A 12368-nucleotide genomic window follows, 5' to 3' on the forward strand; every position below is an offset into this window, starting at 1 on the left:
ATGAACCAGAATGAACGGGAAGCACCCAAAATATCCGTAATTGTTAGCACCTATAACGCCGAGGAATGGCTAAAAAAAGTGCTTTGGGGCTTTAACTGTCAGATTTTCAAGGATTTTGAGGTTGTTGTGGCAGATGATGGATCCGGCCCAAAGACCAAGGAGCTTTTGGACGAACTATCCAAAAAAGTGTTCTATCCCATTATCCATGTATGGCAAGAGGATGACGGTTTTCAAAAATCCCGCATTCTCAACAAGGCTGTGGAAGCTTGTAGTGCGGAGTACATCATCATGACCGATGGGGATTGCATTCCCCGCGAAGATTTTGTAGAGGTGCACTACATTAATAAAGAAAATGGATATTTCATTTCGGGGGGATATTATATGCTTCCCATGAACATTTCCAAAATGATAAGCTTGGAGGATATTGAAAAGCAGAATTGCTTCAATATCCATTGGCTCAAAGAAAAGGGTATTCCAAAAACCTTTAAAAACAATAAGCTTACCGCAAGTGGTGTCATTTCCAAACTTTTAAATACGTTTACGCCCACCAATGCCAGTTGGAATGGTCATAACTCGTCTGGCTGGAAAAAGGACATTTTAAATGTTAACGGGTTTGATGAACGCATGCAATATGGGGGGCAAGATCGTGAGTTGGGCGAACGTTTGTTCAATTTTGGGATTAAATCCAAGCAATTGCGGTATAGTGCTGTTTGTGTGCATCTAGATCATAAACGAGGGTATAAGACTCCAGAATCCATTGCCAAGAACCAGTCTATCCGGAAAGAGACACGATCAAACAAAGTGGTTTGGACCCACTATGGCATCACCAAATAATAGGCAAGCTCATTTTTCTTTTCTAAGCGCTTAAGTTCCTTGTAACGCTCCAAAACTCCTAAAGCATTCAGGTAGCAAATGGTAATTCCTTTTTTTCCATCTAAAAAACCGAGCCGCAGTACATAGTGGTTAAAGAATTTCCAAGCTGGCTTAATCCACATCAATAGGTAATTAAAATGCTTTTCCTTGTAGAAATCCTCTTTGGCCTTTAACTGACCATAGCGGAGCATTTTCCCTTTGTAGTCTTCGTAGTTTTTGTAGCAGTAGTGGGTGAGCTTTTCCTTTAGGATGCAAGATGTACCATCCACTTCCAATGTTTCATGAACAATTTTTTTGTCGGTAAAATACGCTTTACTTTTTCGGAATAGCCTATGATTTTTATCCGTTTGCCAACCACTGAAATTTAAGGTGCTGTTTTGGAACATGAACTTGCGGTAAAACCAATAGGCTTCGCAAGCATTTGGGTTACTGACAGTTTCCAGGATTTCTTTTTGAAGCGCTTCACTTACCACTTCATCGGCATCCAAAAAAAGAATCCAATCATTGGATGCTTGTTTAAGTGTAAAAGATTTTTGAGCCGTAAAATTCTCAAAAGGATTTTGAATTGCCTTTACTTTTGGATGATTAAACAGATACTCATAAGTACCGTCGGTACTGTAGGAATCAACTACAATAATCTCATCGGCAAATGAAACGGAATCGATACATTTTTCAATATATCCCATTTCGTTGTAGGTGATGATGAGTGCTGATATTTTTTGCTTTGGGGTGCTCAATCCAGCCATAATATTATTTTGGTACGAGGTTTGGTTTTACAAAACTATAACAAAAAAACAGGGCAAAAATTGTTTGGCTGTTTATTTTTCTTACAACAACTAAAAATCAGAATACCCTACTTTTTACCCGTTAAAATTGATGTGTTACTATCATTTCTAAGAATTAGATAAGAAAAAAGGGGATGGTTGCTTTATATTTGAAAAATTTTGAAAAAGCTTGAATGAAGATAGCAATCACCGTACTTCTCCTGGGAATAGCCAGTTTTTTAATAGGAAAATGGGTCAAACATAAATCCCTTTATCCCTTTATGCCTTTCAAATACGATTTTAGAAAAAGAAGGAACACTTTTCTAAAAATGATGGAACTCATGAAAAGGACCAATGCCAAACTCATTATTGAAACGGGAACCTCACGCGAAGGTCTGCGTGGGGCCAAGAGCAATGGGGCGGCCACTATTGTTTTTGGCAAGTGGGCAAAAGAGAACAACGCATTTGTGCATTCTGTGGACATCAACGAAGAATCGGTAAAAAATGCACAGGCAGAGGTGGATAGACAGTATCTTCAAGAATTTGTGCAAATACATCATTCAGATTCACTTATTTTTTTGGAGGACTTTAATCAAAAGGTTGATGTATTGTACTTGGACAGTTACGATTACAGCAACGACCCCGAGGTCCAGAAAAAAAGCCAGCAACACCACTTGGAGGAGTTTCAGCGAATTGAAGAGCAACTCCATGACAACTCAATTGTGCTGATTGACGATTGTGATTTGCCCAACGGGGGCAAAGGCAAACTTGTTATTGCCTATATGTTGGAACATGGATGGAAAATTTTGGTAGAATCCTACCAAGTGTTATTGGTTCGGGATGACTTCAGTCTCAATGAAGCGCTCTAGCTGTTTTTGAAAGAATATAGGTTTAAAAGTTTGATATAAGTCTGCGGCAGCTTTTTTTCGTTGTTTTTTAGGTATGCTGAGAATTTCTGGCTTGAAATCTGCCAGATGCACCGCTTGGTTCTTGCTGTTTTCATTAAAAGTAAACCATGCAGTTTTGGAAATCCAAGGAGAGAAAATGGAAAAATTTGGAAGGCCGAGTGCCTTTGAGATGTTGCTGCACCCCCCTTCATTCCCAATATACGCATTACATTGTCCAAACAGACCAATAACCGAACGAAGGGAAGGGCAGAAAACATCCTCCCTAATGCGATTTCTGGTTTTTGGCGTGCAGTGTGAAAGGAATTCAGTTACGCTATCTTTTTGATCGGGCATATAATTGAGCAAAAAAGTGGCAGGGCACTTTTCGGAAATAAAATCAAGAGTCTTTGCCAAATAATCCAAGGGATAGCTTTTACAGGGTTGGCTTCCCAATAATCCCACCATAATAATGGGATTGGAAGTATCAACATCGTGTTCTTGGAGGAATTGTCTCGCCTCTTCATTTTCGGAATCCAACAAATGAATTTTAGGGGCCAAATCCGGTTTTTCCAACTCTTTAATCAAGGGAGAAAGTAATAAAAGTCGATTTTCAATGGCATGGCCTAAAGTGGTTTTCTCATTGTGGGAATAGGAGAACAAATGCGTGTAAATGAACTTGGAATACCACTTTCTGTAGGAAATTTTTAAATCAGCCTTAGAAAAATAGCTGATGAGGTTACTTTCCAATTTGCAGTACACGTCGATAGTGGCATAATAGTCTTCCTTTTTTATGGACTTTAAAAACCTGTAAAAAGCAAGCTTGCTCTCTCGATTTTTTTTCTCAAACAGAATGATTTTGTCCACGAATGGATTCCCTTCCACAACTGCCAAAGTGGAATCATTAATCACATAATGTACCTCGGAATCAGGAAAATGAATTTTAAGATGTTCACAAAGGATGGTGCTTGCGAGCACATCGCCGACCATCTTTTGTTGTATGACCAAGAATTTCTTCAAATTATGTATTTACACGGCTACGTCGTGTTCCCGTAATGCATTATTTAGCGAGGTCTTTTTATCTGTACTTTCTTTTCGTTTTCCAATAATCAATGCACAGGGCACCTGATATTCTCCTGCTGGGAACTTTTTGGTATAGCTTCCGGGTATAACAACCGATCTAGCAGGAACCCTACCTTTTAGTTCAATAGGTTCATCGCCGGTCACATCAATAATCTTGGTAGAACCGGTGAGTACCACATTGGCTCCAAGAACCGCTTCTTTTTCAACGCGAACTCCTTCAACAACAATACAACGTGAACCAATAAAAGCATTATCCTCAATAATAACAGGCGCTGCCTGTAAAGGTTCCAAAACACCACCAATTCCAACACCACCGCTTAAATGGACATTTTTGCCAATCTGTGCGCAGCTACCTACAGTGGCCCAAGTGTCCACCATGGTACCTTCATCCACATAAGCTCCAATATTTACATAGCTGGGCATGAGGATGGTTCCTTTGGAAATATATGCACCATGCCGAGCAACCGCATGGGGAACTACCCGAACTCCCTTTTCTTGATACCCTTTTTTCAAAGGAATTTTATCGTGATATTCAAAAATGCCAGCTTCAAGAACCTCCATTTTTTGAATGGGAAAATAGAGCACCACCGCTTTTTTGACCCACTCATTGATTTGCCAACCATCATCCGTAGGTTCGGCACAGCGCAACTCACCCACATCAATCAAATCAATTACTTCCTTAATGGCTGTTTGGGTTTTTTCCTCTGTCAACAATTCCCGGTTGTCCCAGGCTTTTTCAATAAGTCCCCTTAAATCTGTCATTTTTCTTGAAATTTAGGCAAAGATAGTCCCCTCATCAGAATAATGAAGCTTATTTTAAGGGCATAACATTTTTAAGGTTATTTTTGCCAAAAATTTTGGTTTGGCTAGAATCTTGGCGTTGGATTATGGAAAAGTGCGAACTGGAATTGCGGTTACTGATGAACTTCAGTTGATTGCTTCCGGATTGACCACAGTTGAAACCAAGGAATTGATTCCCTTTCTTGTCGACTATATTGAAAAGGAGTCTGTGGAACGATTTGTGGTGGGATTGCCCAAACAAATGGACAATACACCATCGGAATCGGAAGAGTTGATTCAGTCTTTTTTAAAGAAGTTGACAGGAAATTTTCCTGCAATACCTGTGGAACGCCAAGACGAACGATTTACCTCCAAAATGGCATTCCAGTCCATGTTGGACAGTGGAATGAAAAAGAAAAAGCGCCAAGACAAAGGCTTGGTGGATGAAATAAGTGCCACGCTGATTTTGCAGGCCTATCTTAACAGAATGTAGTTTATGATTTTACCCATTATTGCATACGGAGACCCCGTTTTACGAAAAATGGCGAAGGATATCACCCCAGAATATCCAAAACTTGATGAATTGATCACCAATATGTGGGAGACCATGTACAATGCTCATGGGGTTGGATTGGCAGCTCCTCAGGTTGGGTTGCCCATTCGCTTGTTTTTGGTGGATACCACGCCTTTTTCCGATGATGAGGATTTGAGCAAAGAAGATCAGGAGGCCCTGAAAGGCTTTAAAAGGGTTTTTATCAATGCAAAAATTGAAGAAGAAGAGGGCAAGGAATGGGATTTTAATGAAGGTTGCTTGAGTATTCCAGATATCCGGGAAGATGTGAAAAGAAAACCCGAAATCACCATTAGCTATCTGGATGAGAATTTTAAACCTCAAAGGGAAACTTATGGCGGATTGTTGGCAAGGGTGATTCAGCATGAATACGACCACATCCAAGGAATTTTGTTTACGGATAAGCTTTCTTCTTTGAAGAAACGCTTGTTGAAGAGCAGGTTGGAGAAAATTTCAAAAGGAAAAATCGCAGTGGACTACAAAATGCGGTTCCCCAATATCAAAAAAGGACGTTAAAAAAATTGGCGTTTCCGAGAATACTATATTTTTGCGCGCATAAATCTTATTGAATGGCATTGGACAAAATTTTATCGATTGGCGGTAAGCCCGGACTTTACAAATTATTGACCCAGACAAGAAGTGGTTTTGTTGGGGAATCCCTTTTGGATGGAAAACGAGTAACCGTAGGGATTAGAAGTAATGTCAGTGTCCTTTCTGAAATAGCCATCTACACTTTGGAAGAGGAAGTGCCGCTTCGTGAAGTTTTCCAGAAAATAAAGGAAAAGGAAGACGGTAAAAAAACAGGCATCAGTCACAAGGCCGAAAAAATCGAGCTGGAGGAATATTTCTTTGAAATTCTGCCCAACTACGATGAGGACCGTGTATATGCCAGTGACATCAAAAAAATCATCCAGTGGTACAACATCCTCCTCGATAACAACATTTCAGACTTTGTTACAGAAGAGGATGCTGAGGAAGAACCTACTTCCGTGGCTTCCAGTGAAGAGGAGGAATAATTATTCTTTCTCCCAGTCTATCAAAGGGCTCGGATAATAGTTGACTTCCATTTGATTTAAATAGGGAACTTGCTGTGCCAAGCGCGCTTTGTAATCTTCCCAAGTACAGTGTTCTGCTGGTGACCACCCCAATTCGGCAATCCCAATAACCCGTGGAAAGGCCAGATATTCCAGTTCAGCGCTATTGCTTATGGTCTCTGACCATAGAGGAGTTTCAATACCTAAGATGCTTTCCCTAGGAAGCCCTTCCACATAGGTTTCTGGGTTCCAATTATAGGCTACATCCACTGGAATAAGCCCAGCCCAAGTGAGCCCATATTCCGAAATGGAATCGTATTTCATGTCCACATAAGTCTTTTCTGCTGGTGAAAGAATCACTTTTAACCCATTTTCAGCAGCTTTTATGGCGCTATGCGATTCATTCCAAAGTTGGGCGATAGAAGATGGGTCAAGATTGGCCTGGGCAATCTCGTTCCACCCAATCATTTGTTTCCCATGCTTTTGGACAATCTTTTCCACTTTTTCCACAAAATGAATGTAATCCTTCTTTTTTGTGACATGACTTTCATCTCCACCGGCATGAAAATAGGGTCCAGGGGTAATGGCGGCGATTTCGCCGATGACATCATCCAAAAAGCTGTAGACGGTGTCTTTTTGTGCATCAAATGTGCTAAAACCCACTCTGGTACCTGTGTAAGGTTTTAGAGGTTTTCCATTTCCATTGAGGAAGGGATAGCTCAAGGAGGCAGCATTACTGTGCCCAGGCATGTCTATTTCAGGAATTAGAGTCATATGTCTATCTGCAGCGTATTGCACAATATCTTTGTACTCTTCTTGTGTATAGAAACCACCTTCACCACCACCGACCTCGGTTTTGCTACCCACTTCGGTCAGTTTGGGCCAAGACTTGATTTCAATTCGCCAACCTTGGTCATCAGATAGGTGTAAATGAATGGTGTTGTATTTGTAGTAGGCCAGTATATCGATATACTTTTTGACCTCTTCCACAGTGAAGAAATGTCGGGCTACATCCAACATGGCGCCACGATACCCAAACTTGGGGGCATCTTCTATTTTTCCCGATGGAATCAACCAAAGGGGATGGTCTGTAAGGGTATCATTGCTTTTTTCAGGAATAAGTTGCCGCAAAGTCTGGATTCCCCTAAAGGCTCCTGCAGCTGTTTTCGCGTTCACAAAAATGGAGTCCTTTTTAATATACAACTGATAGGATTCGGGAGTTTCCAAATCTACACTGTCTGATTGATTAATATAGATCAGTCGTTCTACGTTTTCACCGTTCGAGGCATTTACTGCAAGGTCCAACCCCAGTTTACCCTTTATTGTTTCTGAAAGAAATTGTCCCACTTTTTCAAATGCCGGATCTTGGGTAGAAGTAAAGATGACCGTCGTGGAATCAAGCCCGAACGCACTGTGTGTTGCCACAGTTTTTATGGGTTTTGGAATTAGTGGAGCTGTTGCTAAGTCAGTTTTGGGATATAGAATTTCTTTTTTTTCAGATTGGCACGCCGCTAGACAAATTATAGCGGAAAAGAGCAGTAATGTCCTTGTGATCACAGTGTTTTGATTAGTTATTTAACATGGTTTTTCAATACCTCAAACCAAATATCATAGCCCTTGGTATTCATATGGAGGCCATCTTCAATGAAAATGTCCTGTTTTACTTTTCGTTTATCGAGCATGGGGTACCACACATCCACAAAATCAACCCCATTGGTTTTTTCAGCCAATCGACTGAGCTTTCGGTTTAAGCGCCTATACTTTCCTCTCAATTTCCATCTAGAAATGCTCGGTTTTGGAGAAATCAAGACAATCTCCATGTCCTCTGCTTTTTGTTGGAGCACCTCTATTATGCGTTCCGAGGTATCCATAATGGTTCTGAGCCTCACTTTGGCACTGACATCATTGTCCCCTTCATAAATAAAGACTTTTACAGGCTTGTAATTGAGGATCAATTCATCCAAATAGAGCTCTAAATCCGAGAATTGGGAGCCACCGAACCCAGTATTTAAAACCTGCTGGTCTGGGAATCTCTCTTGAAGGTCTTTCCACATTCTAATACTGGAACTACCCGTAAAGACAAGAGTAGGTTTTGAAGCATCCCAGAGCGAATCGTTCTTTTTTTGGATTTCCATGACCTCATTGTCAAAACGATTGGGAGCCTGTGTGTAACTTAGGATTGGGAGTAATAGCAGAAGGAATAAGAATTTTTTCATGGCGACAGTTTTTGCGTGATACGAACTAGTTTTCATTGACTAAATTTTGAGTTTTACTCCAATCATAAAAACGTTCTATCCACGAATCTGAAGGCAATCCTTGTTTTCGCATTCCAAAGCCATGTCCACCCTTACTGTACATGTGCAAGGCAACACTTTTATCCGCTTCCAACCAAGAAGAATACAGTGCAATAGTTCCCGGAGCCAATCCTAAGGGGTCATCAGAGGCACAGACCAAAAACATGGGAGGGGCATCTTCCTTTGGCTTTTCCAATGGAACTACACTGGACCAATAATAAACGGGTACTAAAAAATTGGGCTTGCTTGCTTTCGTATAGTTATAGCCCACACCAACCGTTACCGCTCCTCCTGCAGAAAAGCCCATAAAGCCTATTTTGTTAGGGTCAATTCCATAAGCATCAGCATTTTCGCGAACATGTTCTATGGCATTGAGGCCATCTTTTATGGAATAGGGGAGAACGGTATGTACACGCTCCATAAATTTTTCAGGTTCTTTTGGAGCATCATTTTCAATTTCGGCTACCCCATCTTTTCCAGTGGGGACCAATCGATATTTAAGGACAAAAGCAGTGATTCCTTTTTCGTTCAGCCATTTGGCCACATCATTGCCTTCACTGTTGATGCTAAGGGCGAACAATCCGCCTCCGGGAGCGATAATTACAGAAGTGCCCGTATTGATTTCTTCTTTGGGTCTAAAAACCTGCATAGTAGGTTCAGAAACATTGGTGACAACCTGGGTGTTCCAGATGTTTGAAAAGTATTCATTTTCAGGTGTTTCCCAAGTTACTGGAGGCCCTTCGGTGTTGGGTAGTTTCACAATTTCTTGGGCATTTAAGAAAAGCCCACAGCATAAAAGTGCCAAGGATGAGAGTGCTTTCATAATTATTGGTGTTTTCTCAAATGTACAATTTTCAATAGAGCACTAGGGTTAACTACCGTGACCCTCATTTTATCTTTTTGCCAATCATAGTCTTTATAACTATGGATAAAAAATCAGCTTATGCTATTTACGGTCTTTGTACTTTTAAATAAAATTTTATAGATGAACGCAAGATCTGAGCAGCTGAAGGCAGTGGAACGACTTCTAAACATCATGGACGAATTACGGGAGAAATGCCCGTGGGACAAAAAACAGACCATGCAAACACTTCGCCATTTGACCATTGAGGAAACTTACGAACTGGGTGATGCTATTCTAGACAATGACCTTGATGAAGTGAAGAAGGAACTGGGTGATTTGCTCTTGCATATAGTCTTCTATGCTAAGATAGGTTCGGAAACACAAGACTTTGATATTGCGGATGTTGCGAATGGAATTTGTGAGAAATTGATTAATCGGCATCCTCATATTTATGGTGATGTTAAGGTGCAGGACGAAAATGAAGTCAAACAAAACTGGGAGAATATCAAGCTCAAAGAAGGCAAGAAAAGTGTTTTGGAAGGCGTCCCCAATAGTTTGCCGTCATTGGTTAAGGCTAACCGAATCCAAGAAAAAGTGGCCGGCGTGGGATTTGACTGGGAACATCCCGAGCAGGTTTTTGAAAAATTAAAGGAGGAATTGGGAGAGTTGCAGGTTGAAGTGGAGTCCAACAATGCAGATAAAATTGAATCGGAGTTTGGTGATGTGCTGTTTTCCATGGTCAACTACGCCCGATTTTTAAATGTAAATCCCGAAAATGCCTTGGAACGCACCAATAAAAAGTTCATCAAACGCTTTCAATATTTAGAGGGCAAAGCCAAGGAATCCGGCAAGACCCTCAAAGAAATGACTTTGGCGGAAATGGATATTTTCTGGGAAGAGGCCAAGAAGCTGCCTTCTGCCTAATTGTTTTTAGTGGGTATTTTCAGATTACTTTAATGTTGCCACTTTCTCCTCTAATTTCCAAAAATCGAAAATTGAAGTAAAAAGTGTCCTTTTCAGCCTGAACGATACGAATTTCCTTGGCCATTTCTCCGTATTCACTCTCTACCCATCTATCATAAATCAATTCAATAGTCTGAGTGGTATCTTTAGGATTGCGGAATTCAATTTTGGAAATCAATTTTTCATCAGGCTTGTAAAAAAGCTGAACAGAATTCCCTAACCTATCCACTCCTTGGTATAATTCAAGTTCCTTTTTTTGTTCCGTTACTTTCTTTTTATAGCGAAGGCCGGTATAGTAATGATTAGGGGCAATACTCATTTTATGGATTTCATGACTTCGAATCATTTCCACATCCTCTTGTGATAAGGTGTCAGTAACATTGTTGTTCTCATCTATTAAATAACCTTGGTAGACGGAATCGACGCTAACCCTAAAAGGGGCTTCGTCTTCACTGAATTGCTGAATGAAATAACAACTTCCATTAGATAAAGAGTGAACTTCTGTGGTATAGGCACCAAATGGGCTGTGGCAATCTGCGATTGAAATAATATCGTGAATCTGTCCGTAGTTTTCATGAAGCGTTAGAATTCCTTTTTTGGTTTCCTTCTCTGAGCAAGACCCCATGATTAGAACAACAAACATCAAAAAAAGGTATGGAGCTGAAATTTTCATTTTCGAATTGAAATTGGTACTCAAAATTTACGCATTCTAAACGTACGCTCAAAGGAATTAATTGGCTTAAAGTCTGTTGCTTATAATTTTAACAGGATGTCACACAGTTGACCAAGATAAGTTTGGTTAAAAAACTACGACTGTGTCCTGAATAGGATTATTTCCAAAGGTTCTATATTTGTTCACTGCTTAAGATGCATTATAATGCTTCAACAATACACTAAAGAATTTTCATATAATCTTAGATTGGCCTATCCCGTAATCTTGGGCATGTTGGGGCACACTTTTGTAGCTTTTGCTGATAACATTATGGTGGGGCAATTGGGTACCGCGGAACTGGCAGCGGTCTCTTTGGGAAACAGTTTTGTGTTCATAGCCATGTCGCTTGGTATAGGCTTTTCCACAGCAATCACCCCTTTAGTGGCTGAGGCCGATGGAGCAAGAAACCCTGCTGACGCAAAAAAAGCCCTAAAACATGGACTGGTACTCTGTACCCTTTTGGGGCTTTCCCTGTTTGGGGCAATAATGTTGTGCAAGCCGTTGCTGTACCACATGGAGCAACCCCCAGAAGTGGTGGAATTGGCCATTCCCTATTTGGAACTCGTCGCTTTTTCATTGGTGCCCTTGGTCATTTTTCAGGCTTTTAAACAGTTCTCAGAAGGCTTATCCCAGACCAAATATCCCATGTATGCTACCATTTTAGCCAATGTGGTGAACATCTCCATCAATTATTTGCTCATTTTTGGTTCCTTCGGATTTCCGAAGTTGGGCATTGTAGGGGCAGCCATTGGTACGTTGGCCTCACGTTTCATCATGGTGGGATATATCTGGTTTTTGTTGAAGCGCAAAGAGAAATTTAAAACCTATGTAACCCATTTCAATTTTAGGGAAATTGAGAAAAAAGTGATGAAAAAGATCATTAGTTTGGGTTTCCCTTCCGCCATGCAGATGTTTTTTGAAGTAGCCATTTTCACGGCGGCCATTTGGTTGAGTGGAGTCCTTGGAAAAAATGCACAGGCGGCCAATCAGATTGCGTTAAACCTGAGCAGTATGACCTTTATGGTAGGTATGGGGCTCAGTGTTGCGGCCATGGTACGTGTTGGAAATCAAAAAGGGTTGCAAAATTTTAGAGAGTTGCGAAGGATTGCAGAGTCTATTTTCTTCCTGACCTTTATTTTGGAAGTGGCCTTTGCCATACTGTTCCTTTTGGGAAGACATTGGTTTCCCACTATTTATTTGGATGTGGATGATATTGCCAATCAGGCAGACAATACCGAAGTAATTATTATTGCGGCTAAATTGCTGTTGGTCGCTGCATTTTTTCAGATTTCCGATGGGTTGCAGGTCGTTGTTTTAGGTGCACTCCGGGGGTTGCAGGATGTAAAAATCCCCACCTTCATCACTTTTGTGGCTTACTGGTTGATTGGATTTCCAGTATGTTATTACCTTGGATTGCATACGAGTTTTTCCAGTACGGGAATTTGGATAGGATTGCTATTGGGATTGACAGCATCGGCAGTATTGTTGTATATTCGATTCCACTATTTGACAAAAAAACTGATCAGAACTAAACATGATTCCAACCTTTTGGAATCCAACGCATAA

General features: G+C 40.7%; 14 protein-coding genes. 7 read left to right on the forward strand and 7 right to left on the reverse strand.

All coding sequences use genetic code 11. The features are described 5' to 3' along the window. A complete protein-coding gene (locus tag J0X14_RS06925) occupies positions 1-834 on the forward strand; it encodes a glycosyltransferase family 2 protein (protein ID WP_207097040.1) in 834 nt (277 codons plus the stop codon). Here the strand turns inward: J0X14_RS06925 and J0X14_RS06930 are convergent. Further along, positions 816-1619 carry a glycosyltransferase family 2 protein gene (locus J0X14_RS06930; RefSeq protein WP_207097041.1) on the reverse strand — a complete coding sequence of 268 codons (804 nt, stop codon included), beginning with the start codon at positions 1617-1619 and terminating at the stop codon, positions 816-818. The genes J0X14_RS06925 and J0X14_RS06930 overlap by 19 nt on opposite strands. Before the next feature lie 212 nt (positions 1620-1831). On the opposite strand from J0X14_RS06930, the gene J0X14_RS06935 reads away from it, so the two are divergent. Then, positions 1832-2506: a class I SAM-dependent methyltransferase gene (locus J0X14_RS06935; RefSeq protein ID WP_207097042.1), complete on the forward strand. Its 675-nt coding sequence runs from the start codon at positions 1832-1834 to the stop codon at positions 2504-2506. On the opposite strand, the gene J0X14_RS06940 is transcribed toward J0X14_RS06935, so the two are convergent. Next, positions 2465-3541, reverse strand: a complete 1077-nt coding sequence (locus J0X14_RS06940; RefSeq protein ID WP_207097043.1) for a glycosyltransferase family 9 protein — start codon at positions 3539-3541, stop codon at positions 2465-2467. The genes J0X14_RS06935 and J0X14_RS06940 overlap by 42 nt on opposite strands. A 9-nt stretch (positions 3542-3550) precedes the next feature. Continuing rightward, a complete protein-coding gene (locus J0X14_RS06945) occupies positions 3551-4366 on the reverse strand; it encodes a 2,3,4,5-tetrahydropyridine-2,6-dicarboxylate N-succinyltransferase (RefSeq protein WP_207097044.1) in 816 nt (271 codons plus the stop codon). A 100-nt stretch (positions 4367-4466) separates the two neighbouring features. On the opposite strand from J0X14_RS06945, the gene ruvX reads away from it, so the two are divergent. Genes ruvX through J0X14_RS06960 form a run of 3 tightly spaced genes read left to right on the forward strand, consistent with a single transcriptional unit; the run spans position 4467 to position 5971 of the window. Beyond that, complete coding sequence (ruvX, locus tag J0X14_RS06950) at positions 4467-4877, forward strand: Holliday junction resolvase RuvX (RefSeq protein ID WP_207097045.1); 411 nt, start codon at positions 4467-4469, stop codon at positions 4875-4877. Between the two features lie 3 nt (positions 4878-4880). Then, positions 4881-5471, forward strand: coding sequence for a peptide deformylase (def, locus tag J0X14_RS06955; RefSeq protein WP_207097046.1), 591 nt, complete (start codon positions 4881-4883; stop codon positions 5469-5471). Between the two features lie 53 nt (positions 5472-5524). Next, positions 5525-5971 (forward strand): DUF5606 domain-containing protein, encoded by a 447-nt coding sequence (locus tag J0X14_RS06960; protein WP_207097047.1) that lies wholly within the window; start codon positions 5525-5527, stop codon positions 5969-5971. Here J0X14_RS06960 and J0X14_RS06965 read toward each other — a convergent pair whose 3' ends face one another. From J0X14_RS06965 to J0X14_RS06975, 3 genes are read right to left on the reverse strand one after another with little or no spacing between them, the layout of a single operon-like run. Continuing rightward, positions 5972-7546 carry a family 20 glycosylhydrolase gene (locus tag J0X14_RS06965; protein WP_207097048.1) on the reverse strand — a complete coding sequence of 525 codons (1575 nt, stop codon included), beginning with the start codon at positions 7544-7546 and terminating at the stop codon, positions 5972-5974. It lies immediately after the preceding gene. 14 nt (positions 7547-7560) lie between these two features. After that, positions 7561-8205: a GDSL-type esterase/lipase family protein gene (locus J0X14_RS06970; protein WP_207097049.1), complete on the reverse strand. Its 645-nt coding sequence runs from the start codon at positions 8203-8205 to the stop codon at positions 7561-7563. Positions 8206-8230: 25 nt separating this feature from the next. After that, positions 8231-9106: an alpha/beta hydrolase gene (locus J0X14_RS06975; RefSeq protein ID WP_207097050.1), complete on the reverse strand. Its 876-nt coding sequence runs from the start codon at positions 9104-9106 to the stop codon at positions 8231-8233. 162 nt (positions 9107-9268) lie between these two features. On the opposite strand from J0X14_RS06975, the gene mazG reads away from it, so the two are divergent. Beyond that, positions 9269-10051, forward strand: a complete 783-nt coding sequence (gene mazG, locus J0X14_RS06980) for a nucleoside triphosphate pyrophosphohydrolase (RefSeq protein WP_207097051.1) — start codon at positions 9269-9271, stop codon at positions 10049-10051. 19 nt (positions 10052-10070) lie between these two features. On the opposite strand, the gene J0X14_RS06985 is transcribed toward mazG, so the two are convergent. Beyond that, entirely contained in the window at positions 10071-10715 is a 645-nt protein-coding gene (locus J0X14_RS06985; RefSeq protein ID WP_207097052.1) for a hypothetical protein, read from the reverse strand. A 252-nt stretch (positions 10716-10967) separates the two neighbouring features. Between J0X14_RS06985 and J0X14_RS06990 the strand changes: the two genes are divergently transcribed. Then, a complete protein-coding gene (locus J0X14_RS06990) occupies positions 10968-12368 on the forward strand; it encodes an MATE family efflux transporter (RefSeq protein WP_207097053.1) in 1401 nt (466 codons plus the stop codon).

The organism is Allomuricauda sp. CAU 1633, assembly GCF_017313225.1.
Lineage (GTDB): Bacteria > Bacteroidota > Bacteroidia > Flavobacteriales > Flavobacteriaceae > Flagellimonas.

Bases quoted from the DNA above. Each gene is read 5' to 3' on its own strand.
- J0X14_RS06925 (WP_207097040.1), top strand. From the start codon at position 1: ATGAACCAGAATGAACGGGAAGCACCCAAAATATCCGTAATTGTTAGC.
- J0X14_RS06930 (WP_207097041.1), bottom strand. From the start codon at position 1,619: ATGGCTGGATTGAGCACCCCAAAGCAAAAAATATCAGCACTCATCATC.
- J0X14_RS06960 (WP_207097047.1), top strand. From the start codon at position 5,525: ATGGCATTGGACAAAATTTTATCGATTGGCGGTAAGCCCGGACTTTAC.
- J0X14_RS06975 (WP_207097050.1), bottom strand. From the start codon at position 9,106: ATGAAAGCACTCTCATCCTTGGCACTTTTATGCTGTGGGCTTTTCTTA.
- J0X14_RS06990 (WP_207097053.1), top strand. From the start codon at position 10,968: ATGCTTCAACAATACACTAAAGAATTTTCATATAATCTTAGATTGGCC.
- J0X14_RS06945 (WP_207097044.1), bottom strand. From the start codon at position 4,366: ATGACAGATTTAAGGGGACTTATTGAAAAAGCCTGGGACAACCGGGAA.
- J0X14_RS06935 (WP_207097042.1), top strand. From the start codon at position 1,832: ATGAAGATAGCAATCACCGTACTTCTCCTGGGAATAGCCAGTTTTTTA.
- J0X14_RS06985 (WP_207097052.1), bottom strand. From the start codon at position 10,715: ATGGGGTCTTGCTCAGAGAAGGAAACCAAAAAAGGAATTCTAACGCTT.
- J0X14_RS06970 (WP_207097049.1), bottom strand. From the start codon at position 8,205: ATGAAAAAATTCTTATTCCTTCTGCTATTACTCCCAATCCTAAGTTAC.
- mazG (WP_207097051.1), top strand. From the start codon at position 9,269: ATGAACGCAAGATCTGAGCAGCTGAAGGCAGTGGAACGACTTCTAAAC.
- def (WP_207097046.1), top strand. From the start codon at position 4,881: ATGATTTTACCCATTATTGCATACGGAGACCCCGTTTTACGAAAAATG.